At 65.7% G+C, this 21,938-nt stretch carries 31 protein-coding genes; 6 read left to right on the top strand and 25 right to left on the bottom strand.

What is annotated here, in order from left to right; all coding sequences use genetic code 11:
• Window positions 1–305 precede the first annotated feature (305 nt).
• The 9 genes from NA10_RS32095 to NA10_RS32055 form a co-directional block, all read right to left on the bottom strand.
• The gene (locus NA10_RS32095; protein ID WP_067574466.1) at window positions 306–1,553 is read right to left on the bottom strand and encodes an IS110 family RNA-guided transposase; all 1,248 of its coding nucleotides are present in this window, start codon (window positions 1,551–1,553) and stop codon (window positions 306–308) included.
• An 892-nt stretch (window positions 1,554–2,445) separates the two neighbouring features.
• Window positions 2,446–2,643, bottom strand: coding sequence for a hypothetical protein (locus NA10_RS32090; protein ID WP_067574465.1), 198 nt, complete (start codon window positions 2,641–2,643; stop codon window positions 2,446–2,448).
• A 148-nt stretch (window positions 2,644–2,791) separates the two neighbouring features.
• Window positions 2,792–3,970, bottom strand: a complete 1,179-nt coding sequence (locus tag NA10_RS37280; protein WP_157556887.1) for an NERD domain-containing protein — start codon at window positions 3,968–3,970, stop codon at window positions 2,792–2,794.
• Window positions 3,971–4,149: 179 nt separating this feature from the next.
• Window positions 4,150–4,458 (bottom strand): hypothetical protein, encoded by a 309-nt coding sequence (locus NA10_RS32080; protein ID WP_067574463.1) that lies wholly within the window; start codon window positions 4,456–4,458, stop codon window positions 4,150–4,152.
• Between the two features lie 64 nt (window positions 4,459–4,522).
• Window positions 4,523–4,747, bottom strand: a complete 225-nt coding sequence (locus tag NA10_RS32075; protein ID WP_067574462.1) for a hypothetical protein — start codon at window positions 4,745–4,747, stop codon at window positions 4,523–4,525.
• A 182-nt stretch (window positions 4,748–4,929) separates the two neighbouring features.
• Entirely contained in the window at window positions 4,930–5,307 is a 378-nt protein-coding gene (locus tag NA10_RS32070) for a hypothetical protein (protein WP_067574461.1), read from the bottom strand.
• A 21-nt stretch (window positions 5,308–5,328) separates the two neighbouring features.
• On the bottom strand, window positions 5,329–5,565 hold the full coding sequence (locus NA10_RS32065) for a hypothetical protein (protein WP_067574460.1): 237 nt from the start codon (window positions 5,563–5,565) through the stop codon (window positions 5,329–5,331).
• A 53-nt stretch (window positions 5,566–5,618) separates the two neighbouring features.
• The gene (locus NA10_RS32060; RefSeq protein ID WP_067574459.1) at window positions 5,619–5,813 is read right to left on the bottom strand and encodes a hypothetical protein; all 195 of its coding nucleotides are present in this window, start codon (window positions 5,811–5,813) and stop codon (window positions 5,619–5,621) included.
• An 84-nt stretch (window positions 5,814–5,897) separates the two neighbouring features.
• On the bottom strand, window positions 5,898–6,227 hold the full coding sequence (locus NA10_RS32055) for a hypothetical protein (protein ID WP_067574458.1): 330 nt from the start codon (window positions 6,225–6,227) through the stop codon (window positions 5,898–5,900).
• Between the two features lie 385 nt (window positions 6,228–6,612).
• Here NA10_RS32055 and NA10_RS32050 point away from each other — a divergent pair, with 385 nt between their 5' ends.
• Window positions 6,613–7,854 (top strand): helix-turn-helix domain-containing protein, encoded by a 1,242-nt coding sequence (locus NA10_RS32050; RefSeq protein WP_067574457.1) that lies wholly within the window; start codon window positions 6,613–6,615, stop codon window positions 7,852–7,854.
• 69 nt (window positions 7,855–7,923) lie between these two features.
• Here NA10_RS32050 and NA10_RS32045 read toward each other — a convergent pair whose 3' ends face one another.
• The 16 genes from NA10_RS32045 to NA10_RS31970 all read right to left on the bottom strand — a co-directional run bounded on the left by NA10_RS32045 (window position 7,924) and on the right by NA10_RS31970 (window position 17,516).
• Window positions 7,924–8,676, bottom strand: a complete 753-nt coding sequence (locus tag NA10_RS32045; RefSeq protein ID WP_157556886.1) for a hypothetical protein — start codon at window positions 8,674–8,676, stop codon at window positions 7,924–7,926.
• A 234-nt stretch (window positions 8,677–8,910) separates the two neighbouring features.
• On the bottom strand, window positions 8,911–9,432 hold the full coding sequence (locus tag NA10_RS32040) for a hypothetical protein (protein ID WP_067574455.1): 522 nt from the start codon (window positions 9,430–9,432) through the stop codon (window positions 8,911–8,913).
• A gap of 89 nt (window positions 9,433–9,521) precedes the next feature.
• On the bottom strand, window positions 9,522–9,959 hold the full coding sequence (locus tag NA10_RS32035; protein WP_067574454.1) for a ribbon-helix-helix domain-containing protein: 438 nt from the start codon (window positions 9,957–9,959) through the stop codon (window positions 9,522–9,524).
• 415 nt (window positions 9,960–10,374) lie between these two features.
• Entirely contained in the window at window positions 10,375–10,920 is a 546-nt protein-coding gene (locus NA10_RS32030; RefSeq protein WP_067574453.1) for a hypothetical protein, read from the bottom strand.
• A 19-nt stretch (window positions 10,921–10,939) separates the two neighbouring features.
• On the bottom strand, window positions 10,940–11,617 hold the full coding sequence (locus NA10_RS32025; protein ID WP_067574452.1) for a hypothetical protein: 678 nt from the start codon (window positions 11,615–11,617) through the stop codon (window positions 10,940–10,942).
• Window positions 11,618–11,703: 86 nt separating this feature from the next.
• Window positions 11,704–13,008 carry a helix-turn-helix domain-containing protein gene (locus NA10_RS32020; RefSeq protein WP_067574451.1) on the bottom strand — a complete coding sequence of 435 codons (1,305 nt, stop codon included), beginning with the start codon at window positions 13,006–13,008 and terminating at the stop codon, window positions 11,704–11,706.
• A 508-nt stretch (window positions 13,009–13,516) separates the two neighbouring features.
• Window positions 13,517–13,867, bottom strand: coding sequence for a hypothetical protein (locus NA10_RS32015; protein WP_157556885.1), 351 nt, complete (start codon window positions 13,865–13,867; stop codon window positions 13,517–13,519).
• Window positions 13,867–14,430 (bottom strand): hypothetical protein, encoded by a 564-nt coding sequence (locus NA10_RS32010; protein WP_157556884.1) that lies wholly within the window; start codon window positions 14,428–14,430, stop codon window positions 13,867–13,869. Before NA10_RS32010 ends, NA10_RS32015 begins: the two co-directional genes overlap by 1 nt.
• 50 nt (window positions 14,431–14,480) lie before the next feature.
• A complete protein-coding gene (locus NA10_RS32005; RefSeq protein WP_067574448.1) occupies window positions 14,481–15,008 on the bottom strand; it encodes a hypothetical protein in 528 nt (175 codons plus the stop codon).
• Window positions 15,005–15,352, bottom strand: a complete 348-nt coding sequence (locus NA10_RS32000; RefSeq protein WP_157556883.1) for a hypothetical protein — start codon at window positions 15,350–15,352, stop codon at window positions 15,005–15,007. The genes NA10_RS32005 and NA10_RS32000 overlap by 4 nt, the downstream gene beginning before the upstream one ends.
• Entirely contained in the window at window positions 15,345–15,725 is a 381-nt protein-coding gene (locus tag NA10_RS31995; RefSeq protein WP_067574446.1) for a hypothetical protein, read from the bottom strand. Before NA10_RS31995 ends, NA10_RS32000 begins: the two co-directional genes overlap by 8 nt.
• Entirely contained in the window at window positions 15,722–15,937 is a 216-nt protein-coding gene (locus tag NA10_RS31990; RefSeq protein ID WP_067574445.1) for a hypothetical protein, read from the bottom strand. Before NA10_RS31990 ends, NA10_RS31995 begins: the two co-directional genes overlap by 4 nt.
• 83 nt (window positions 15,938–16,020) lie before the next feature.
• A complete protein-coding gene (locus NA10_RS31985; RefSeq protein WP_067574444.1) occupies window positions 16,021–16,266 on the bottom strand; it encodes a hypothetical protein in 246 nt (81 codons plus the stop codon).
• 193 nt (window positions 16,267–16,459) lie between these two features.
• Window positions 16,460–16,681 carry a hypothetical protein gene (locus NA10_RS31980; protein WP_157556882.1) on the bottom strand — a complete coding sequence of 74 codons (222 nt, stop codon included), beginning with the start codon at window positions 16,679–16,681 and terminating at the stop codon, window positions 16,460–16,462.
• Between the two features lie 5 nt (window positions 16,682–16,686).
• Entirely contained in the window at window positions 16,687–16,929 is a 243-nt protein-coding gene (locus NA10_RS31975) for a hypothetical protein (RefSeq protein ID WP_157556881.1), read from the bottom strand.
• A gap of 5 nt (window positions 16,930–16,934) precedes the next feature.
• A complete protein-coding gene (locus NA10_RS31970; RefSeq protein ID WP_157556880.1) occupies window positions 16,935–17,516 on the bottom strand; it encodes a hypothetical protein in 582 nt (193 codons plus the stop codon).
• A gap of 189 nt (window positions 17,517–17,705) precedes the next feature.
• Between NA10_RS31970 and NA10_RS31965 the strand changes: the two genes are divergently transcribed.
• From NA10_RS31965 to NA10_RS31940, 5 genes are all read left to right on the top strand, one after another.
• Window positions 17,706–17,912: a hypothetical protein gene (locus NA10_RS31965; RefSeq protein WP_157556879.1), complete on the top strand. Its 207-nt coding sequence runs from the start codon at window positions 17,706–17,708 to the stop codon at window positions 17,910–17,912.
• Between the two features lie 161 nt (window positions 17,913–18,073).
• Window positions 18,074–18,427 (top strand): hypothetical protein, encoded by a 354-nt coding sequence (locus NA10_RS31960; protein ID WP_067574439.1) that lies wholly within the window; start codon window positions 18,074–18,076, stop codon window positions 18,425–18,427.
• 202 nt (window positions 18,428–18,629) lie between these two features.
• Complete coding sequence (locus tag NA10_RS37820) at window positions 18,630–19,409, top strand: hypothetical protein (RefSeq protein ID WP_067574437.1); 780 nt, start codon at window positions 18,630–18,632, stop codon at window positions 19,407–19,409.
• Window positions 19,406–21,154, top strand: coding sequence for an FtsK/SpoIIIE domain-containing protein (locus NA10_RS31945; RefSeq protein WP_067574436.1), 1,749 nt, complete (start codon window positions 19,406–19,408; stop codon window positions 21,152–21,154). The genes NA10_RS37820 and NA10_RS31945 overlap by 4 nt, the downstream gene beginning before the upstream one ends.
• A gap of 187 nt (window positions 21,155–21,341) precedes the next feature.
• Window positions 21,342–21,707 (top strand): hypothetical protein, encoded by a 366-nt coding sequence (locus tag NA10_RS31940; protein WP_157556877.1) that lies wholly within the window; start codon window positions 21,342–21,344, stop codon window positions 21,705–21,707.
• The last annotated feature ends 231 nt before the right edge of the window (window positions 21,708–21,938 follow it).

Raw genomic sequence — 21,938 nt, 5'->3', positions numbered from 1 at the left:
AGTGGCCACTTTCGCGATATCTTGCTCACCGCGAATCGGTGGCTCGGGGTTCGCTCGGCCAGGGTGCAAAAGGTGTGTCCGGATTGCCGGGTGCGGGGGTGTGCGCCCAATGGTGGAAGAGGTGTCATCGCGCGGGCGGTGCGAAAGTGCAGAGTGTGACGCCGCATCGAGCCGTCGAACCAGAGGCCGGAGCGCACCCTGCCCGATGCCTGGTCCGCGCTGGCGGTGGGCGATTCCGCGATCGTTTTTCGGGCCGATAGATCCCTGGCGCGCACAGAGTGCAAGACCTCCGATGGTTTTAGGAGTCAAGCCGCAGCGCGTGTCGGCGGTGTGTCGAGGGATGGGGCGAAGGCCTTGATCGGATCGAACGGTTGGCGGGATTGGAGGCAGTGATGGAGCTGGCCGAGCATCTTGTTGAACAGCTGTCGCAGCGCGGCCGCATGCCTGTCCCCGTGGGCGCGCCGATGCTGGTAATGCGTGCGGGTCGGGCCTTCGGTCGCCATCGCGGAGAAGGCCCAAACCCAGCCGACCGCGGCCAGGCGGTCGTTCTTGATTCGCCGGTGCGTGATGGAGATCGACTTGCCGGATGCTCTGGTGACGGGTGCGGATCCGGCATAGGCCTTCAACGCTCTGTCGTTGGCGAATCGTGTTCGGTCGTCACCGATTTCGGCCAGGACGCGGGCGCCGGTGAGGTCGGCCAGGCCGGGGAAGCTGGTGACGATGGCATGGTCGGGGTGTTTGCGGAACTCCTGCGCGGTGGCCAGTTCGAGGTCGTCGGCACCAGTGCAAGCGGCGTCGAGGGTTGCGAGCAGGGCCAGGGCCTGACGGCCCATCGCGGTCTCGACCATGGTTGGTTGCCGCAACTGTTGTGTGCGAAGGCCTTCGACGATTTCGGTGGCCAGGGCGTCGATGCCGCGCTGGCGTCCGGCGCGGCGCAGCGCGGCCGCGACCCGCGTCTTGGTGAGTTTGCTCGCGTGCGCGGGGGTAGGCGCGATGGCCAGGACCGCGCGGGCTTCGGGTTTGGCGAGGTTGGTCGCGGACTTCCCGGCGAAGGTCGCCAGGAACCCGGGGTAGTACTCGCGCAGCAGGGACCGCAGCTCGTTACTGGCTTTGGTGCGCCGCCAGACCGCGTCCTGCTGCGCCCTGGCCAAGACCGCGATGGCGCGGACGAGTTCGCTGTCGATGGGCAGTCGGCGGTGGAATTGGGCGTCGACGCGAATGATGTTGGCCAGAGTCATCGCATCGACGTGGTCGGATTTGGCCCGGGTCATGGAGTGGCGTTCGCGGTAGCGGGCAACGGCCATGGGGTTGATCGAGTAGACCGGGCGGCCGGTGGCGCGCAGTGTGGCGACCAGGAGCCCGCGCGGGGTTTCGATCGCGACTGGGATCGGATGCTCGCCGGTATCGCCGGCTTCGGTCAGCAGGGTGGTGAGTTCGGCGAATCCGGTGGGATCGTCACTGATTCGTTTCTTGGACACGAGGTTTCCGTCGCTGTCGATGATCGCGATGTCGTGATGGCCTTCGGCCCAGTCGATTCCGCAGTATCGGTGCATTTCGGTCTCCCTCGTGTCGAGTGTTTCCGCAGGTCCGTGACCTTGGCGAGAACGCGCAGCGCCCTACTTACGAGCCTCGATGGGCTTGCCTCCGATGAGCTGTTCGCGATCCCAGCGCACCCGCACGGCACCGGTCTTCGTGAGAGCTCGAGGCTCCCGAAAGGTGAGGTGTCTGCTCGTGCGAGCAGGCTCGAACCACGAGCAATTCGTTTCGAGACATGCGGCTGGACGGGACCGGGCAGCCCGGGCCCGCCCAGCCGCACCATCTGTCACCGGCGCCCACGGTCTTGCACGAGGACTCGATGGTCCGCGAGGTGTGCGGGGGTCACACGGAGACAACTCCGCCGCTGCTCTCGCCCGGCTCTTGTCAGAGGGCTTGCACGCCCAAGGAGTGGTCCGGAGGTCGCGGCATCGGCGAGGGTCACGCGCGGTCCGACCGCAGCGCTCACGGTCTATCTCGAGGACTCGAATTCCAGAAGATCCCAAGGAATCACAGCGGCCGAACCACTGAACGATCCACCCGACAGCACCCACGCGCAGCCTCGCAAAAGACCTCTACTGGTCAGGAATTATGCAGGCGTTGGGTGGCAATCGAATCAATCGTTACGACATAAGTAGAGGTGTGTGGAGTCGTCGGGGCTGTGAGCGCATGACCGGAGTGGACGCACGGGCGGGCCGGGCCTGACCGAGCGAGGGCGAGCGTGGGAAAGGGGCGAGCGCGTTCGGTGTGTCAATCGGTGCGTCAATCGGTTGCACCCTCGGTGTTGCGTCTTGACCGCAACACCGAGCCGCAGCTCATCGGCCGGTTGCGGCCGTGTTTGCTGGCGGCAGCGCGCCCAGGGTTCCCCCGAAAAGGCAAGACCTTCTCCCTGCGGGCGGGGCGGGGGAGGTCTCAGCCGCGTTGGTCGGCGAGCTGGTGGGTGAGCTGGTGCGCCTCGGCGAAGTACCGCTGTGCCAGGTCGAGGGCGTCCTCATACCCCCGGCGCAGTGTCTCCACGTTTGCCGCCACCCTCTCGTGCCCCAGGCCACGGAGCAGGTCGGCGGTCTCGTCGTAGGTGCTCAGAATTGTTTGCAGCATCTCGGGGTTCATGCCATGCCTCCGTAGCGATGGGGTTGCTGTCGGGTTTTCGGCTGGCGAGCTTAAGCGCGCCAACCCACCGCGACCCCATCGAGAACGCGCCATGTGCGCGAGGTCATCGCAGGTAGGCAAGGCGCATCACGAGCGGGCCGCACAGGTTCTACCGGTTCGAGGGCGCGGTGGCGGGCGGGAGCGGGGGAGCGGATCGGCTTGTCTCAGTGGTGCTCACGGTGCTCGGAGCGTGCGCGGGGTGGTCCAGGAGCGCGCCCGCCCCGAAAGCCATGCCCAGCATGAGCGCTACTGCCACCGCTATCCGTCCGGGTTGGGTGGCCCGCCAGCCGAGCCAGGGGCGGGGCGGGGCGGTCCACCGGTCCACTGCCGCGGCGGCAGGCTCGGGCCGTGGCGCCGGGTCGTACCCGGTTCGGGGTTCATACTCGGTGCGAGGCTGCCAGGGCCGCTGTGTGGCGTTCAGATGCCTGTACTGCGGCTCTGGCGGTTCGGGCGCGGGGCGCGGGGCGGTGGGGGCGATGTCCCGGTTTTCGGTGGCCTGGTCCTCGGTGGCCTCGGGTTCGGCGGGGCGGCGGGGCGCGGGCGTGTAGGGGATGGGGTTGTCGAAGGGCTGTTCTTCGACCAGGGCGGGCCGGGGTGCGGCAGGTGCAGGGCGCACCGGATCGGGATCCGGCTCCGGTGTGGTGGCGGGGGTGGGGAATGCGGCGGTCAGCTCGGCGGCGGTGACGCGCTGGTCAGGGTTGCGGCTGGTCTCGGTGACCCCGAGCGCGGCCAGGACTGTGCCCACCTGGGCGGCGGTCCACATCACCTCACGGTGCGCGCGGCGATCGACCCAGCTGGTGAGGTTGTCCAGGGCGGGATCGAACAGCATCACGTCTTGGCCGGTGGGCATCGCGATGTGGCCTTTGTCCAGGGTGAGCGGGAGCCCTGGCCAGGGGATCACCAGGACCAGGGCGTCAACGAAGATGTTGGTGTCGGTGAGTTCCTTGGCCAGGTTCTTGAATCCCCACATCACGCGTTCGGCTTGTACACGGGGGTTGCCGCGGGCTTGGGAGTGCACCGGATCACCGGCGATGCCCTTCATGGACCAATCACCATCGACCGGGCAGTACAGGATGCCGCCCACGCGTTCGCGGAGCCCTTTGACCTCCACGGTCAGGGCCAGGTTCGGCAGCAGGATCAGCAGGTCGATCTCGGCTGACCGCCCGCCGACCACGGTGACCTTGGCTCCGGAGACCGCGAGACCGGGTGTGTCCCAGCGTTGTATCGCGGCGATGACCTGGCGTTCGGTCTCGTGAATGTCCGAGCGGGCGGAATTGACTACGCGCACGGTCATCACCCCCGACCGCGCGGTATGTGGACTGAGTCGATGAACATCGTTCTCCCCCTTGGATTTTCAGTTGCGCTCTGCTCTCCATAATCCCGCCCGGACAGGACGTGCGGGTCGAAACACGAAGGCCGGACGCGAGATTCGCGTCCGGCCTTCGTGCCCTGATCGGTCGAACCGACTCACGGCGTGCGTTGCAGGGTCTTGTCCATGTCGGCGGCTACCCAGGCCAGCACCTGGGTGTGTACGTGATCGGAGAGCCCGTGGACGTACAGGTCCGGTGATACCGGCAGTGAGTGATCCGGCCGGGCGTAGGTGATGGCCACGGTCTCGGCGGGCAGATCCTCGGGGCGGACCTCGGCGGGGCCGGGGGCGGTCAGATCGAGGGCGATGGCCAGGGCCTGGCCCACGGTGGGCACGAGCATTCGTTCCGGACGCAGGCCACGGTCGGGGGTGTGTTCGAGCAGGCAGGGCACCGAATCGGTGTTCATCAGGTGTGCTCCATTTCTCGCTTCGGTGGAGGCCGGGTTGCCCCGACCTCCACGTTCGGGGTGGTTACGCCTGACTGTCGGCGTCGGCCTGACCCGCGGCGTCGGTCAGGGCTTCGGCGGCCTTGGCCAGGTGCCTGCGGATCTCATAGGTGCTCGGCTCGTCCGGGTGGGCGTCGAGGGCGTCCACGTAGGGAGTGACCGCATCGAGCGCGCGCATGGCGTCCTCGATGGCCGAGTGCACGGTGCCCGCCAGGTCCGCAGCGGTCCGAGTGGTGGTGGGATTGTCCATTTCTGTTGCCTCCGTGATCATTTCGGTTCTATCTTCGCGGTCATCGTGCCCCGGGGCACCGACACATTCCGCGCCTCGGGTCAGGGTGTTCACGCTGCTGAGTGGCGATATCGGCCAGGGGCAGCGGCTTCGATCCGGAGTACGGCACCGAGTCGTCCCGACGCGCCTTCTGGTTCTTGCATTCACTCGGCGTCGGAGTCGTCGAGTTCCTCAAGAAATCTGTCGGCGTCGGGATCGTCGTTGTAGAGGGCGCGCAGGTAATCGGCGAGGCGAGGCCGGGGCAGCCAGCCGAACCCGTCGATTCCCTGCACGGTCAGGCCCGTGCTGCTCCAGGTACCAGGCATCTGATCGTTGTCAGCGTTGGGGTTGATGGTCCGGTAGCTGGATCCGCGGTCGTCGGCGCGTTGCACGCGGTCCTCGGCGTTGCCGGAGTCGGGTTGTTCGTGCAGGTATTCCAGCAGTTCGGCGCGGGTGCCGACAAAGGTCCATTGGTCGCTGGAGGTGGACCATTCCGCGTACAGATCCACCTGTGGAGCGGCTTTGATAATGAAGAACCCCATGCGGATGTCTCCTACTTTCGGTCAGGTCAGCGGCGTCGGACCGAAGTACGGCACCGAGTCACCCCGGCGCGCCTTCTGGTTCTTCGGACGCCATTCGTTGTACGAGTCCACGAAGCGTTCAGCGTCGCCCGCGTTGGCGAATGCCGCGATCACCTGCGTCTCGTCGTACTCGCCGATCTCGACCAGGTGGACCTGCGGGCGCTGGTCCACCAACTCCGCTTCGATCACATCGTCGTTGTGCGCCAGTTCGCCGTTCATGGCGTGGGATCTCCTTGTCGGGCAACGGGATTGATGAGCGGTTGGTGAATTGTCTACTGCTGCGGGGTGCCCACGAGCTGGAACGGCTCCACGATGGCGCTGCGGTTGCCCACGCTCACGTGAACGCGTTCAAGTTCGCCGTCGGCGTTGTAGACGGGGTGGACCACGTGGGCCTGGACCTCGAACCAGCCGTGGATCGGGTCGCGGTGAACCACGGTGATGGTGTCGCCGGTGTGCAGGGTGTCCATGGGAACCTCCAGGTTGATCAGGGTGGCGGGGGGTAGGGAACCGGCCAGGGTCGAACTGGCCGGTCCTCTCGGCGTCGGGGGTTTCTAGCGGGCGTAGAGCATGTGCAGGTGGCCCTCGGTGTCGCTCCAGGTCAGGCGGTCAGTGACGATGCGGGTCAGGTGGGCGCGGATGGTGGCCACGACGCCGGGGCGGTTGGCGGGGGTGTAGCCGTCCTCGGCCGCGCCCGCCCCGCCCTGGATCTCGATGTCGAGGGCGTTGGCCATGGCGGTGGCGGCGGCGATCACATCGGCGAGGTGGTCGCGCATGGCGATCAGGTCATCGGTGGCACCGAGTGCGACCGCGTTGGTGAGCAGCGCGTCCGCGGCGTCTGTGATCTGGGGGTCGATGGCGGGGAGGGTTTCTGTGCTGGTCATGTTCCTACCTTACCACGCAAAACTTCATTTGTGGTGAAAGAAGTTTTATAGGGTAGTGGTGTAGATGAATGCGCAGGTCAGGGGCCGGGCTTCCGGTTTTGCGCACGGAAATGAGGGGGGTCTGGAGACGCGAAATCACCCGTTGCCGGGTGAGCGGGTGCGCCGCCGTGTCGCCTGTCGACGCGCCCGCCGTGCCCCCACAGGCTCGGGAGGGCACTTGCCGCTTCACCCGGCAACGGGTGATAACCACAAGAATCCCCGGTCACACGCGGGTTTTTGTGCCGATCTGGCACACCCGCAATGTGCCAGATCGGCACCGAACCACGCGGAACAAGTGCCTACCCTGGGCTATGACCTGTGCCATCGATCAGGGAGAACAGCGGCCATGACCACCACCTACAACGACGCATCCGAGGCGGGTGAGGGCGCGCTGGACACCGGGCGCTACATCGGCCAGCAGGTCCGCAAGTACCGGCGGGTACGCGGGCTGACTCAGCAAGTGCTGGCGGACCGGATCGGGGTCGATCGCACGATGATCACCCGCTGCGAGACCGGTGAACGCCCGATCGATTCCCGCGATGTGCTGTACCGCCTGGCCGGGGCGTTGAGCGTGTCGGTGGGGGATCTGACCGGGCACCAGGACGACAAGGTCAATCCCGCGACCCTGGCCTTTCACGCCGCAGTGCCCCATATCGAGAGCGCGCTCATGGCGGCCGGGATCACCACCGGCGGACACGACCCGCGTCCCCTGGCCGATCTCGAAGCCCTGGCGCAGCGGGTGCCGTGGATCCGGATGCAGTGCGATTACCTCACCCTGGGCGGGCTGCTGCCGGGCCTGATCACCGACCTGTACCTGCACACCACCACCGGGGGCGAGAACGCCGAACGGGCGTGGCGCGCACTGGTTCCCGCCACCCTGACCGTGGGCCTGACCACCCGGAGCCTGGGATACACCTCCCTGGCCTGGATCGCGGCGCAGGCGTGCGGGCGTGCCGCGCAGACCGCCGGGGATCCGGTCGGGCGGGCCGGGGCGGAATACGTGCTGGCGCAAACCCTTCTGGCGCAGCCCGGAGCGGGGCCGGCGGCCTTGGTGCATTCGGCCGGGGCCGCGGACGCGCTGCAATCGGGGCTCACCAGTGGCGCGGGGCTCCAGATGTACGGCATGTTGCACCTGCACGCGGGGTTGACGACCGCGGCGATGGGCGGGGATCCGAGCGCGCACCTGGCCGAGGCCACCGAGACCGCCACCCGCACCGGTTCCGAGCACGGGGACGCGTTCGCGCTGAACTTCGGCACCCAGAACGTGAACATCTGGCGCATGTCGATCGCCCTGGAACAACGCGAGGGCGGCAAGGCCATCGAGGCATCACGCCTAGTACAGCCCGAGACGATCCCGACCGAGGACCGCAAGGGCCGGTACTTCGTGGAGCTGGGACGCGCCTACGCCCTGGAAAAACAGTTCCCCGAGTCGTTGTCGGCGCTGCTGCGCGCGGAATACATCGCCCCGCAAGAGGTGCGGTCCATGGCCGTGGTGCGGGAGCTGGTCGGGGCGATGATCCGCAAGGCCCGCCGTGACCTCATGGCCGGAGAGCTGGGCAAACTCGCCGAACGCGTCGGAGCCGCATAGCCTCTCATCTGCCCGGAAACCTGTGGCCCCCTGCGATATCCGCAAGGGGCCACAGTCATGTCCAGAGTCTCAATGCTCGGTGATGGTGAACTCGCGCGGATCGAACTGGATCGGGGTGAGGTCGTGGTCGTTCGGCTGCGGGACGTTCGGGTCCAAGTGCATTTCGTAGAGATCGGTCACGGCACCGGTGTCCGGGTTGCGCCAGCGGCCGATGACCGTACCAGTCCAGCTGGCCGCGTACCCGGCCATCTTGCCCTGGTAGCACCAGTGGGTGTCGATGGTGACGCGTCGCCCAGCCAGATGCGACCAGTCCAGTCCGGGCGGGTGCGGCTTGTCGGTGAGGCAGTACGGCGGGCAGTGCTCCTTGAAGTGCCAGAACCCTTTCAGCGCCTTGTGGCAGGTTGGGCACTCGGTGTAGTCCTTTGTCCGCTCCCGGTTGTCGTCGCATATCGCGCAGTCCTCGCCGGGCTCGGCACGATGGTCCTCGTGATCGCGCGTCTGGCGGTCGAAGCAGGCGTCTTCCTGCGCTTCTTGCCGCAGTTCGTCGCAGTAGCAGCCGTCGCAGATCGTGCACGTGGCGCAGCTGTCGCACTTGTGGCCCTGCCAATGTCCGCAGACAGGATTGACGTCGTGTTCTCGGGTGGTGACGGCCGGAACCCGCGGCCCGCCCTGGTCGGCGGGAATCACCTGGAACGCCTGCTGGACGTGCGCCGTGTGCTGCGCTGCGGTTTCCAGTGCTCTCAGTGCTTGGGTGTAGGTCGTGCCGTGACGGGCCATGTATTCGCGTGCCTCGCGGCGACGAGAGTGGTTGCTCCGTGTCATCAGGATTCCTCCAGCGAAGTCCCACGCACTCCGCGAGGTCAGCCCGGACAGCAGGTGATCACGTCGGATATGCCATTCGCACTGAGGCGGAGCCGTCTTGTCCTCGGTCGCCATGTAGACCGCGTGGGGGTCTTGGTTGGCTCGGAGATGGGCCTGTGCGCTGCCCGAAACCACCATAACCTGACCCACTGACACACCGAGTCATTCCCCGAACACGAACGGCCACCTGCGAATTCACGCGGGTGGCCGTTTTCGTGTGTGGGTTCGCCGGGTGCGGTCGGCGGTCCGGCGCACCAGGGTCACCAGATCTCCGAGTAGTCCTGACCAGCTCACAGCACGCGGGGGGACCTCGGCCGCGCGGTGGATCGTGTGATCGAGGGCCAGGGGTGGTTCCTGGTCGACGGGGACCGGTTCCCAGGTCAGGTCCGGATCATCGAGGATCGCCGCAACCTGCTGTGGTGTCGGGTCGATACCCAGCAGCGGCAGGGCCTTCCCGTCCGCGTAGGCGCGTTCCCAGGCATCGAGTTTCTCCCGAACGGCCTGGTCGATGAGCGCGGCCAGCGATTGGGTGCCGGGCACCTCGGGGTGGCGGTGGCTCATGTAGTCCTGGGCCGATCGCATGTAGCCCAGCAGTGCCTGATCGAAGTTGATGCCCTGCTGCTGTTTTCGCTCACTCCGGCGTGCCAGCGCCGGGCGCGCGTCGCTGGTCGGGGTGGACCGGGGGGTACGGCGCGGACGGGCGGGCTGGGCGGCCATAGCGCGACGCTACCGGCCCGAACCCCGGGGGAAGATGGAAACGGGGGCCGTGCCAGGTAACAGCTGGCACGGCCCCCGTTGACCGGGTGCTAGGCGCGTTCGCGCTCGGAAGCGCGTTGCCGGGATACGAGTTCCACGGCGGCCAGCAGGGACAGAGCCAGGCCGGTAGCGGATTCGAGGGACATCTCGCCGTTGCGGATCACCGCTGTGATCGGCGATATCCCCCCGTCGCTGTCCGGGTATACGGCCCAATCCTCGACAAGTTGCGGTTCATCGCCGGGGATGGCGTAGGCGAATTCCCCGCGCCACCCGCCCACGCCTTCCCAGGCCCGTGCGTCGTTCGTGGCGGTCGGGTGGGGGTCCAGGTAGCGCTCGATCGCGCGCCGGATGGCTTCGGCGCGGCTGATCTGCAATGCGGTGGCGTGCGCGTCCGTGGCGTCGATGAGGTGCTGGGGAAGTCGGACCGGGATGGGGGAGCCGATGGCTGGGCGGCCTGGTCCGGTGGTGTCGGGGGTTGCGGGGTTCATGGGGTGGTCCTCTCGGAATCGGAATAAGCGATATCGTTTATTCTCCGAGACTCTCCCCACTCTGTCAATAAGCGATATCGTTTATTCCGGGGGTGGGCATACCTCACGAGCGGGCATGGGTGTCCGGCGGCGGCAACTTCCCCAGCCGGGGCCACCCAGCCGATTCGGTCGCCCCCGACCAGGCCCGCCCGCGCGGGGGCGCGCACCCGGGTGTAGGTCGCCAACGGCACCCGCCCGATCCTGCCAGCTCGGGCGCGGCGATCCATCGGTCCCCGCTCACCGCGGCAGGGGCGGCAACTTCGGCAATCGCGGTCGCCCCGGTCGGCGGGACAACCGCCGGCGGTTTCGGAGCGGAAGCCGCGGGCGCCACGGGCGGTTTCGGCGCGGCCGGTTTCGACTCTCCCTGTTCAGAGGTCTACTCGGGCACGGTTTCGGAGTCCGAATCAGCCACATTGGTCCAGTGGTAGCGCTGGGCGAGCTGCCGCCGCAGAGCTACCGCGTCCTTGCGGTTTGCTGCTGGCCACGCCTTCCACGCATCCCAGGCCATCCCCCCATGTTCGAGTTGTTTGAGCAGAGGCCGGAATTTGTAGGTGTAGCTGATGTGGATCGGTGCCCCGGCGTTGCCGAACAGCACGAACGCCACATGCGTGCCGTTGGCAGGGATCCGGTGCCGGTCCAGGGCTTCCCATCCACCCTCACCGCTCCAGGTGCCGTCCTCGTTGGTCGGGGCCGAGGCGGCGTAGCGGCGCATCGAGTTCAAATCGTGGGGAATGTGGTTCAACCAGCGTTGGGAATAGCCGGGTCGCCCACCTGCCCGGATCCGCTCATACGCCTGGATCAGCCCTTGCCAGTCCAGGTGGCCAGCGGCGTGCGCGGCGGCGGCCAAGCGAATGTAGTCGTCCTCGGCTGAGAGTTGCGCAGCCGAGAGTTCTTCCACCCGCGCCGCGGCGGCGTCGAGCAACGCATGGGTCTTTGTGGGATCAGGCAAGGGGCACCGCCGGATCGCAGATCTTGCACAGCCGGTACTTCAGGCCGCCGTGCGGGCCGGTGCGTTCGGCACGCCATCGGTCGTATTCGTCGGCGGTCAGCGGTGCGTGTGGCAGCTCGTACGTGATTCCGCGGTGGGTGAAGCTCTTGACCTCGTGGCGGAACATGTCGTCGTCGTCGGTGTCGCTGTCGAACCGCGGCGATCTGTGGGTCCGGGCCACTTCCCGGCAGGTCACCCGGTGCACGGTGCTGTTGGTGACCGCGACCGGGTACAGCCCCGGATCCAGCGCCCTGGCACGACGGCGCGCGGATTCGGCGTGACGGACACGGATCGTGTCGTAATTGGCCAGGCAGCGCGGACAGTCGCCCTGGCACCGCAGAAGCTCAGGAGTGAGAGTCTCCCCGTTCTCGGCCTCGTGGGCGTCCAGTTCGGTGCGCTCCATGGCCGCCGCCACCTTCGCCAGTGCCGCCCGCACGTCCTGGAGGTCCAGCTCACCGGCGGCCACCAGGTCCAGTGTCTGGATAACCGCGGGTAATTCCACGAGAACGCCCCAGCCCTCGACATGGCGCCGCGCGGGACCGACTTCGCCGCGGCCGTACATGAACCGGACCGTGTCCGGCAGCGGGACTCTCTGCCCGATCTTCAAAGCAACATCGGCGAACCACACCATCGCCCCACGCCTTCCCTTGCCGACCGATTCGCGAGCACCAGGCCGCTGAACCCCCGCCACCGAGCAGAGGCCAGCACGGCCCAGTTCTACCCCAGGAGAAGCCCTTCCGGCTCGTAGATCGCCCGGTCAGGGGTGGTGCATTCGCAACGAACCGCGGGTTCGATCGGTGCGCGGTCCGCACCCAGGACCCAGCCATCTCCGGCGCAACTGGGGCACTCGGGCACCGGTGCGCGGCGAACGTTCGGTTCAGCGAACAGCGCCCCACTCTGGTCGGGGACCTTCTTCGGCCGTCGGCCCAGGCGCTCAGGTGAAACCGCGCACGACCGGAAAACGGCCTCAGATTCGCTCACAGGCGCTCCAGCCCGTCCGGGGGTTACACGGGTGTCATTTGCCGAATCCGTCGCGTCTACGGCCACGCTGGGGGCCTGAACGGTGGCATCTACAGCCGGAGTGGTGTGGCGGGATGGCGTGGAGGCGGTCTCGGGAGCGGCTGCTGAAACCTGCATATCCGTTTCCACCCCCTGAACTGCGATTTCTTCCTGCAACCAGATCATTTCATGCTGGGCCGCAACGGTTTTCGCGCGCGCGGTCTGTTGGTCACCTACAAACTCAGTTTTCGAGGTGACCACAGGATCAACGCAACCAGCGGTTAGATCCGCCGGGGGTTCGGGGGGGAGGCGGAACGCCCCCCCGATCTTGTTCACTTCGTCTTGTTTCTTCGTCTTGTTTATGGGCTCATTTCGGCCCCTGGACCATGGGCTCATTTCGGCCCCTGGCCATGGGCTCATTTCGGCCCCTGGGAAAACATCCCCGGTCACAGCGATGAATCCGTCGCTGGTGGACTCCTGGACCCCTCCGGCGGCAGCGGCCGGAGGCTCGTTGGTGTCCTCGTCGGCGCGGTTCTCGATGGCCTCCCGCGCGGTCTGCTGTGCGGCGCGCTCGGCTTCCTGCTCTGCCTTGAGAGCGTTGTAGAAGTCCTGCAACGACTCCATCCCGTCGTAGTCGGGCGGCGGCGACTTGTGAATGACGTAGGTGCTCTGCACACGGAACCCGCCGCCAGGGACGGGCTTGGTCAAGATCTCGATAGCGTCGATGGCCACCAACTCGTCCAGATAGGGCTTGATCTTCTTGCCCTCGCTGTAGCCAAGCATCTTGGCCAGGGTCTTCTGGGTCGGCCACACCTTGCGGTCGCCCTTCTTCGCCCGGTTGGCATTGACGTGGGCCACCAGCGCCCAGTACAGCGACAACGCCGGGTGGCGAACCTTCTTGACCTGCAATGCCAACATCACCCAGTCGCCCAGCATCGAGTACGGCAATACCGGCTCGGGCCTGCCTTCGTACAGTTCGATGTCCTCGTCTTCGCTGAACTGTCGCGTCCGTCCCCGGCTCATCGCGACACCCCCGAGAACCCGACGCAGTTCGACGCGCCGATATCGGTTCGGACACGACGAATGACCGGATCAGGGAGGGGAAGGGTGGCGGTCAGTTGGCGCTGACCTGCGTAAAAGATAGTCATAGTCACCCCTTTCGGGTGTGCCATGAGCCTGCGGTCCGTCGATCACGAGGCGAGTCGGAGTGACACCTGTCCGACCCCACCTGTATCTTCAGACCGCAGGCTCTGGCTTGGGAAAGGCCCCTCTCGACCGCGTCGCCAAACGAGACGAGAGGGGCATTGCCATGTTCTGGGGGCTTTCTGCCGGAGCGTTCAGCCCGCGCCCCCCACCTTTTCATGAATGGCAGCGACACCAGCCCCTGCCACGCCGTACTCCCACACCCTGTGTGAAAGCCCGCTCCGATTGGCGTTTCGGCGCGGGCTTTGCGTTGTCCGATGCGCGGGTCACGTCGTTGTGGTCCTGGGCACGCCGTTGTGCCTGCAAAGGGGATGGGTTGGAGGGCAACCTATTTCGTGGATCCCACGTGGGCGTGGCTATGGCGATTGCGGTCCCACGCGGTCAGGGCCTGGTGCACCAGCTGACGCCGGGCCGGGGGCCAGCTGTAGGTCGTGGCCGCGGCCCAATCGATCGGCAGGGCGGCGAGCTGGGCGGCCAGTTCCTGGAGTTCCTCGTGGCAGGGGAATCCGTCCACCGCGATGGTGTGCCCGGTCGGGCGATGGACCAGGGTCAGCCCGAACACCGCCGGGGAGCCGTTGGCGTTCAGCTCCGGGGTGATGGCGAAATGCTCGGCCACGACCTGCCCGAGCACGCTCACCATGCTGTGGGTGCGGGTGTGGACCTGAACGGGCGTTCTCATCAGGCGGGCTCCCATTCCCCGACGGTGGTGGTGTACGTGCGCGACACGATCAGCACCGGGTGATCGGTGACCCCGAGCCGGGGCGCCCAGTCCTGGGTGATGTCGTTCGCGCGGTCCTGGGCGTACTCGATATCGGGGAACGCGGTGAACGGCTGGTCAGGGTCGCCGGGGTTGTACTCGTTGTAGGCACCACCGGGGACCAGGACCGCGAACTCGCGCCAGGTCGTGGGGGGCGGGGCCGGGGCAGTGGCGTTGAACCGCGCCAGATCCGGGCGCGCCGACGTGTCCGGGGTCGGCACCACGACACCACCGACCTCACCCAGGCGGCACACCCGCGCGTCCCAGCCGATCACCCCGATCTCCTCGGCATCCCCGCGCAAACGGTCCAGCTGATCGCGGGCATCGTCCTTGGTGCGGAATAGTTCGGGATCCCACTGGTTCTCCGGATCCGCGATATGGACCGGGCCGTCTGGGCTGTAGAGCGCGTCCCCGGGCAGCACGATCACCCACCGCTCGGCCAGCCTCGACAGCGGAGTGACAGAGGCCAGATGCTTGTCGGCCATGAATTCGCCTTTCTCGTTCAGGGGCACAGTGTTTCGGGTCTCGGAGCCGTTCATTTCCAGGCCGGTCCGTCGGTCCGGATCGTGTGCAGCGCGATCCCGGGATGCTCGGTCTGGGTGCGCAGCACATCGGTGGCCACGACATCGAGGGTGTTCGTGGACCCGAAGGACAACAGATCCCCGGTCAGAGCGTCGTAGATGCGGTAATGGATATCGGCCTGCACGGGCGCGCGATCGGCCAGGATCTTGCCCTGCCACACGTCACGAAGACCCCTGCTGATCGAAAGTCCTTCTCCCCGCCCGGATCTGGCCGCAGCCTCGCCGGTCCGGGACTCGATGACCAGGGGATCATCGGAGGCATCGCCGATCCCGGCCAATATCCGCAGCGCCATGCGACGCGAGGCCCGGTACGCGCGCAGTACCGGCCGACGCCACGCGGGCGCTTCCGTATCGGCCAGCCAATCGCAGTACCAGCACGAACGATGCTCGGTTTTATCGAAGCAGCTCGTCGCCCGTCCCGTATCGGCCAGCCAATCGCTGTACGAGCGCGAACGATGCTCGGTTTTATCGAAGTAGCTCATCGCCTGTTCCGTCCGTGGTCGAGGATGTTCTGTTCATCGCGGTAATAGGCCCGCTCAGGCTCGTCGGCGTCGACCAGGACCAGCCGCAGGGCCTGATAGATCTGATGCGGGGCGATATAGCGGGTCGGGGAATTCGGCGCTTCCTGCACAGCGGGCTGGATGAGCACGAACACCACCGCGCCGCCGGTCATCTCCGGTGGGGCCACCATCGCCAGGCAATCGGTGAACGCCCCCCGCCCTTGGCCGTAGGTGCCGGTGATCGACCAGATCGACCCCGGTTCGGGCACCAGCCACGGCATCCGCGAAACCAGCTCCAGATTCACCGCCGGGACAGCGCTACTCATCACCGGTCACCACCTGCGCGTCCGGCCAATCCTGGCGGGCGTGGCGTTCGTCGTTCCACGCGCTCCACGCGTCCTGGACCAGGCCCAGCCGCGCACCGGTGAGGTTCTCGCGGGTGGTGCCCGCCCAATCCAGGGCAAGCCGCTGCAACTTGCAGGCCAGCAGGATCAGCTCATCCCGTTCCACTTCCCCCAGCACCGGGATCTGTTGACCGGTCGGGATATGGATCAATTGCAGCTCGAACGGCGCGGGCTTACCGGTGGTGTCGATCCAGGGAGTGATCGCGAAATGCTCGGCCACAACCTCGCCGGACACCGCGACCATGCCGTAATCGCGGGTAAAGACGTGCACAGTCCTCTGATCGGTGCCGGTCATCGCCGATCACCGCCGACGGTGCACGCGAACGGGGCGCAACTGGCCGGGGTGGGCACGGCCGGGGCCGGGGCGCGGTGGCCAGCGGTGAGCAGCAGCACCACCACGAACAGCACCAGGCCCGCCGCCACCAGAACAGCGACCGTCGGCACAGGGGCGGTCTTGCCGCTGGCCGCGACCAGCGCCAGCGCGGAGCGCTGAAGGGATTTACTCATGAGATTCTCGCTTCTGCGATGATCGGAGGCGGGAACCAGCCAGGGTCGAGCTGGCTGGTTCCCGCACTGTTTTCCGGGAGTGATCAGTAGGTCTCGGACGGTCCGGCGAAGGCCGGGTACCAGGGCACAGGCGCGGCGGTCTCACCGCGACGACCGGGGCCGGATACGAGTGCCGTCGAGATGTGCGGGTGCGCGAGCGCCTTGTCCATCAGCGCACCGACCTCATCGAGGGTGCCGCCGTAGATCGACACCGAGCGGGTGCCGTCGGGGTGTATCGAGACATAGACATCCACCGCGCGCGGGCGGACGGTGCGGGAGAACAACGACATCGGGAATCGGTTTCCTTTCGGGAAGGGATCGGTACAGGGGGCGGATCACCAGCTGACGCGCTGTCCGCACCGCCAGCAGCTCGGCGGCGTGGCGAACTGGTAGCCACACTTGGGGCAGGTCAGACCGGGGACCGGGCGCACAGTCGTGGAGGAGGGGAGCGCGGTGAACAGGATCATCGGAATCGGTTTCCTTTCAGGGGTTTTCACTTCTCGGGCTGCGAGCGCTCGGCACCCGCGTTTTGGCCTTGAGCACCTTGCGGGCGGTCCGGCCGATACGGCACTCCTTGTACGAGTGCTTGCGATGCGAATTCAGGACGTTGCGGGCCTCGGCCTCGCTCAGGCGACCGGGGTAATCGCAGGCCCAGGGCACGACCAGCCACTCATCGGTGAGCACGTGATATCCGAGCGTCGCCATCGCACTCACCGCCCCGCCGCGATGCCCACAGGCACGAACGCCTTCGACAGCAGCCGCTCCACGGTCATCACCGTGATCCGCATGGGCTCGCTGACCTTGCCCTCGTATTCCTGGCGGATCACCGTGAGCTGCACGTGATCCTGACTCGCCGGACCATCCACCCGCAGAGTGCGGATATTGGAGGCGCGGTTGTCGCGGAACAGGGATCCGGCCGGGATGCGCTGGCCGTCGTACTCGATCACCACCATGACCGTCACCGGGCCATATCGGGCAGGTCCAGCGACCGCCACACGTGCGGGGACCGGTTCAGCTTCATCACACCCGCGCGGGACAACGTGGCGCGGGCACGACCGCGCACCTTGCACGTGATCTGACCCGCGCATTCCATGTGATCGCGCATGACCCGGCGGGCCTGGGCGATGCTCAGAGTCACCTCGGCCCCGCACGGCAATTCGGCCAGCTCCTCGGTATCGAGGTTCATCGGCCGGTACCCGGCCCCGATGCTCTGCCCCGCGGCCACCTCGGGCCGCTTCCAGAAGCCGTCGGTATCCATCTCCAGCTCGACCACCCGCAGCGCGGTCGGCCCGTCCTTCGGGATCCCGTACCGCGATTCGAGCTTGTCCGCGAGATCGCGGGCGTTGTACCGCGCCTGCACCTCGCTGAACCACACCGTGGGCTGGCCGTGCCACGGGTCGTTCTCCGGCAGGTCGTACTCCTGATACAGGGTCGCGTTCGGCAACTGAATCCCCCACGCCGGGCGGTCTACCAGCACGAACGCCGCGCGCCCGGCCTCGCCGTAGTCCTCGGAATCGGGGGTGATCGTCGGTGTACTCATGGGCTTCATTCCTTCTTTCCACTGGTTTGAGATATCTACGATCTAACATCGTTCTGCATCGTAAGACATCTGTTAACATCAGTAGAGCGATGCTAACACTAATCAAACCCGGTAGGCGAGAGATGAAGACAGATGACAACAAATGCAGCCACCTCGGAACATGTGTTCACACATGCGAACATGGTGGGCATGAGCAGCAGCCGCAGAGACCAGCAACCGATGTTCGCGTTCCGCCTAAAGGAGCATTCGGCCAAGGTCGTGCGGGACAAACTTGCGGCCGAAGCGCTCACGGCACAGGCATTGATGGAGACACTGGCTATCGCCTGGGCGACGGGCAAGCTGTCGGAGGACGTACGAGCGCTCCGCACCGAGGTTCTGGCCGATGGCCTGCTGTAGAACGACAGCCCGATGATTCCCAAGCCCGCAGAGCCAGCGAAGACCTCCAGCGAGTAGCGGAACCGGCCAGTTCGACCCTGGCCGGTTCCCCCGAGTCCCCGGAGTTCCCGCACCGCCCTGAGTTCTCGTTCGACCCGTTCCTGGGTGAGTTCGGCGAGATCGTGACCCTGTGCGGGTCGATGCGGTTCTTCCCGCAGATGCTCGATGTCGCCGCGGAACTGACCCGCCGGGGCGTGATCGTGCTGGCCCCGTTCGCCGTGATTCCCACCGGTGAGCAGTCCAGCCCGGTCAAATCCCGTCTCGATGAACTGCACCTGCGCAAGATCGCCCTGTCCGATCGGGTGGTCGTGGTCACCGATTCCTCGCTCTACGTGGGTGAATCCACCCGCGCGGAAATCGTGTACGCGGTCGACAACGGAAAACCGATCAGCTGGGCCGTGCGTGAGCCCTTGCGGGTCACCCTGATCGATGAGATGGCCCCGTACGCCCCGAAGAACTTCGGGGGTGCGCGATGAAGGCACTATCGGTCAGCTTGCTGACTCTGGCGTTCATGGCGACCTGGGGCGCTGTGGTGTATTGGCTGGCCTACCACTTTTTCGGCTGGTGGGGCGTGGGCGCGCTCGCCACCTGGGGCATGCTCATCGCCGCGCGGCGTATCCCCCCGCTGGTACGCGCCCTTCGCGTTTACCGTCAGCACCAGAGCCGTGGGGGTGTGCGATGAGCCGCATCCCACCGAGCCCGTTCACCATCGCGCTGGTCCAGGTCATCGGGTTCCTCACCCTGTTCACTGGCGCGGCCGTGTTCATGAAGGGCCTGTACTCGGGCACGATTCGGCCGGCTGAAATCGCCGCCCGCTTCCCGCACTACCGCGATGTCGTCCTCGATGCGGTGCCCACCGTCCTGGGCGGTGGCGCGGCGGTGATCGGGTCACTGCTGGTGTTGGTCCTGGCGGCCAAACACAGCCGCGCGGTCATCCGGGCCTGGATCACCGTGTGGTGGCGCTACCGGCGACGCTGGGCACGCGTACTGGCCCACCAGGAACTCACCGTCACCGACGCCAAACACGGCCACCAGGTCCCGACCCTGCGCGTGGTCACCACCGACCAGCACGCCGACGTACTGACCGTGGCCATGCTGCCCGGCCAAACCCCCGAGGAATGGCACCGCGCCAGCAGCGCCCTGGCCAAAGCATTCGGCGCCAAACACGGACAGGTCCGTATGGGCGCGGACTCCGATATCGACCTGGTCCTGTCCCGCCGCAGGGGCGGCCAGCTCATGCAGAAAGCACTCCCCGCCCCCAAAACACCCGCAATCGCGCTCACCCTGCCCGGTACCGAGAACGGCCAACCCCGCGGCGAAGCGGTCGCGTTCGTACGGGCCTGGACCCTGCAAATCGGCTACGCCCGCGTCATCGCCGCCCACACCGACCAACGACCCGCACGCCGGAACCTGTTCGGCTTCCGATGGCTCACAGTCCGAACGGCGGTCATGGCATGAACGACAACACCGGAATCGGGATCGTGCTCCTGGTCGTGGTCATCGGGGCCGCGCTCTGGCTGATCGGCGGCGGACTCTATCTCGCCTACGGCCTGCCCGCGCTGATCGTGCTCGTCCTGCTGCTCGCGGTCCCGATCCTGCTGTACCTGAACTCACGCCAGGTCAAGGCCGCCGCCAAACGTCGCGCCGAACACGACCGCCAGGCCGCACACGCCGCGTGGATGTACCGCTTCGAACAGCCCGAAATCCGCGCCGCGCTGTTCAAGCTCCTGGACCCGTTCGAAGCCTCACAGTTGTGGGCCTCCATGGGCATGGGCACCATCGCGCACTGGACTGGCTCGGGCGCGAACGCCCGCCTGGAGCCCGGAGCCTGGCCCCAAGTAGTCGACGCCGACCCCACCCCGATCGGCGCGAAGGTCGTCCTCGAAGCCGAATACGGACACTCACTCAAGCACTACGCCGACAGGCGCGGCCAGCTGGTCATGGCCCTGAACGTGCGGGAGGTGAACGTGTCCGCCGATGTCGGCGAGCGCGTGGTGCTCTGGCTCAAGGTCCGGGACCCGCTCACCGAAATGCACGTCTCACACCTGCTGGACCCCGCGACCCGCGCCCGTATCGAAGCCGCGGTCAAGGCAGCGACCACCCCGGCCGAGGAAGCCCAGTACCTCACCGAAGCCTGCCGGGACGCCCAGCTCACCGTGCCCGTGAACAGCCTGTCCTGCAACGACGACATCACCCTGATGATCGACCAGAACGGCGGGTGGATCACCGTCAACCTGGCCGCCGGAGCGCACGGCGCCGCGCAAGGCGCATCACGCTCGGGCAAGTCCGTGTTCCTCAACAACCTGCTGGCCGCCGCCTCGCTCATGCGGGACGTGCGCGTGGTCATCATCGACCCGAACAGCGCCCTGGCCGCGCCCTGGTGGCGCACCGCCTACCTGGTGAGCACCTCCAGCAATCCCGCCGAGGCCACCAAGATCCTGGCGCAGGTCAACAAGGAACTGAAAGCGCGTGAACACCTGTTCTGGTCGGGCCGTACCGACCGCATCACCCACTTCAGCCCCGAGCTGCCGCTCTATCTGGTGGTCATTGACGAGGTCCCCGAATTCGCTGGTAACAAGGAATTCCAAGCCGAGTTCAAGCGCTTCGGCGCGCAGGCCGCCAAGTTCGGTGGCCGCGGCTACCCCGCCGGTCAGAAACTCGATGAGGACTCCCTGTCCCCGGCCACCAAAGCCAACCTGTTCGATCGGTTTTGCTTCCGGGTGGAAACCCAGCAGGCCATGAAGCACGTCCTGGAAAACGCCGTGGCCCTGCAAGCCGCGGGCCTGGACGCAGTAGACGAGAAAATGCCCCAGGGCGTGGCCATCGTCCGCACCCGCCGCCACCCCGAAACCACCCGCGCCCGCGCGCTCTACCTGCCCACCGAAGGCTGCTGGGCCATCTCCGATGCCATCGTCGCCGTGCGCGGCGAAGTGCGCCCACTACCCGCTCCCAAGCCACAAGCCCTCTCAACCGACAAGACGGACACCCCCGACAGCAACATTCTGGAAACCACCAAGCCCGCCGCGCTGGAACCCAAGAAGGACACCACCGCCGAGGGCGACACGCCGCGAAAAATCCAGAAGCTCCCCAAGCTTCCGCAGGCCAAAGACGCGCGCAAGGTGATCCCGTTCGATCGCAGCACCCGCCCCGACGACACCGACTCGGACGACCGCGACCGCGACGAAGACACCGGAACCGAATAGCAAATATGCAGCGACACAACAGAATTGGAGGCCACACCAGTAGTAACTTCATTTGATACAAATCAGTGAAATGCATTGAAATACATAAAGACCATAAAGGAATGTGGAGTAATTACGCCGAGTATGAAACTCTCACACACCGACTGATAGACTGATGGATACCCATCACATAGAAGGAGATTGAACAATGGCCGAGAATGAAATCGTGACTGACGAAGAAACAAGGGAAGTTCGTAGCAGCACGAAAAAGACTAACCTCATGCTGAATCGAAAGAGTATTCGCAATCTGAAACGTTTGATGGCAGATTGGGAAGATGAATACGACTTCGAGATTGACTTGAAAGAATCATATTGCTTCAATACGGCAATGGATTTGATCATTGAAGCCGCAACGCCAGAATTGATAAAACAGGAAGCCATCGAAAAGGGATTTGACGAAGAAGAGACAAAGACACTTTTCGAGTATTACGAATGGTTTCTCACTCGATATGTCGAATTGCTTCGACGGGATATCGAATCTCGAATCAGCGAAGATAAAAGGCGTATTCGATAATTCGACTGGGGTCGAAATTGAATACCTGAAAAAGTGGTGGAAGGATTCAGAATTTCACCACTTTTCACATTCACGAATTCGGCTAGAATTATCGAATTGGAGAATTGGAAAATGCATTATCGAAATTTTCTGGAATTTGTGAAATCGCATTTTGAATTTAAATCACAAATTCTTTTCGGAATTTTTACGCATTTATTTATTTACGTAATTATTCCCCACCTTCTGAGTTTA

It is taken from the genome of Nocardia acidivorans NBRC 108247, from assembly GCF_001625085.1.
Lineage (GTDB): Bacteria > Actinomycetota > Actinomycetes > Mycobacteriales > Mycobacteriaceae > Nocardia > Nocardia acidivorans.
The sequence above is the reverse complement of the archived record's forward strand: the minus strand, read 5'-3'. Positions and strand labels throughout refer to the sequence as shown.

Coding starts and splice junctions, on each gene's coding strand:
- NA10_RS32095 (WP_067574466.1), bottom strand. CDS start 1,553: ATGCACCGATACTGCGGAATCGACTGGGCCGAAGGCCATCACGACATC.
- NA10_RS32090 (WP_067574465.1), bottom strand. CDS start 2,643: ATGAACCCCGAGATGCTGCAAACAATTCTGAGCACCTACGACGAGACC.
- NA10_RS32080 (WP_067574463.1), bottom strand. CDS start 4,458: ATGAACACCGATTCGGTGCCCTGCCTGCTCGAACACACCCCCGACCGT.
- NA10_RS32075 (WP_067574462.1), bottom strand. CDS start 4,747: ATGGACAATCCCACCACCACTCGGACCGCTGCGGACCTGGCGGGCACC.
- NA10_RS32070 (WP_067574461.1), bottom strand. CDS start 5,307: ATGGGGTTCTTCATTATCAAAGCCGCTCCACAGGTGGATCTGTACGCG.
- NA10_RS32065 (WP_067574460.1), bottom strand. CDS start 5,565: ATGAACGGCGAACTGGCGCACAACGACGATGTGATCGAAGCGGAGTTG.
- NA10_RS32060 (WP_067574459.1), bottom strand. CDS start 5,813: ATGGACACCCTGCACACCGGCGACACCATCACCGTGGTTCACCGCGAC.
- NA10_RS32055 (WP_067574458.1), bottom strand. CDS start 6,227: ATGACCAGCACAGAAACCCTCCCCGCCATCGACCCCCAGATCACAGAC.
- NA10_RS32050 (WP_067574457.1), top strand. CDS start 6,613: ATGACCACCACCTACAACGACGCATCCGAGGCGGGTGAGGGCGCGCTG.
- NA10_RS32045 (WP_157556886.1), bottom strand. CDS start 8,676: ATGACACGGAGCAACCACTCTCGTCGCCGCGAGGCACGCGAATACATG.
- NA10_RS32040 (WP_067574455.1), bottom strand. CDS start 9,432: ATGGCCGCCCAGCCCGCCCGTCCGCGCCGTACCCCCCGGTCCACCCCG.
- NA10_RS32035 (WP_067574454.1), bottom strand. CDS start 9,959: ATGAACCCCGCAACCCCCGACACCACCGGACCAGGCCGCCCAGCCATC.
- NA10_RS32025 (WP_067574452.1), bottom strand. CDS start 11,617: ATGGTGTGGTTCGCCGATGTTGCTTTGAAGATCGGGCAGAGAGTCCCG.
- NA10_RS32020 (WP_067574451.1), bottom strand. CDS start 13,008: ATGAGCCGGGGACGGACGCGACAGTTCAGCGAAGACGAGGACATCGAA.
- NA10_RS32015 (WP_157556885.1), bottom strand. CDS start 13,867: ATGAGAACGCCCGTTCAGGTCCACACCCGCACCCACAGCATGGTGAGC.
- NA10_RS32010 (WP_157556884.1), bottom strand. CDS start 14,430: ATGGCCGACAAGCATCTGGCCTCTGTCACTCCGCTGTCGAGGCTGGCC.
- NA10_RS32005 (WP_067574448.1), bottom strand. CDS start 15,008: ATGAGCTACTTCGATAAAACCGAGCATCGTTCGCGCTCGTACAGCGAT.
- NA10_RS32000 (WP_157556883.1), bottom strand. CDS start 15,352: ATGAGTAGCGCTGTCCCGGCGGTGAATCTGGAGCTGGTTTCGCGGATG.
- NA10_RS31995 (WP_067574446.1), bottom strand. CDS start 15,725: ATGACCGGCACCGATCAGAGGACTGTGCACGTCTTTACCCGCGATTAC.
- NA10_RS31990 (WP_067574445.1), bottom strand. CDS start 15,937: ATGAGTAAATCCCTTCAGCGCTCCGCGCTGGCGCTGGTCGCGGCCAGC.
- NA10_RS31985 (WP_067574444.1), bottom strand. CDS start 16,266: ATGTCGTTGTTCTCCCGCACCGTCCGCCCGCGCGCGGTGGATGTCTAT.
- NA10_RS31980 (WP_157556882.1), bottom strand. CDS start 16,681: ATGGCGACGCTCGGATATCACGTGCTCACCGATGAGTGGCTGGTCGTG.
- NA10_RS31975 (WP_157556881.1), bottom strand. CDS start 16,929: ATGGTGGTGATCGAGTACGACGGCCAGCGCATCCCGGCCGGATCCCTG.
- NA10_RS31970 (WP_157556880.1), bottom strand. CDS start 17,516: ATGAGTACACCGACGATCACCCCCGATTCCGAGGACTACGGCGAGGCC.
- NA10_RS31965 (WP_157556879.1), top strand. CDS start 17,706: ATGAGCAGCAGCCGCAGAGACCAGCAACCGATGTTCGCGTTCCGCCTA.
- NA10_RS37820 (WP_067574437.1), top strand. CDS start 18,630: ATGAGCCGCATCCCACCGAGCCCGTTCACCATCGCGCTGGTCCAGGTC.
- NA10_RS31945 (WP_067574436.1), top strand. CDS start 19,406: ATGAACGACAACACCGGAATCGGGATCGTGCTCCTGGTCGTGGTCATC.
- NA10_RS31940 (WP_157556877.1), top strand. CDS start 21,342: ATGGCCGAGAATGAAATCGTGACTGACGAAGAAACAAGGGAAGTTCGT.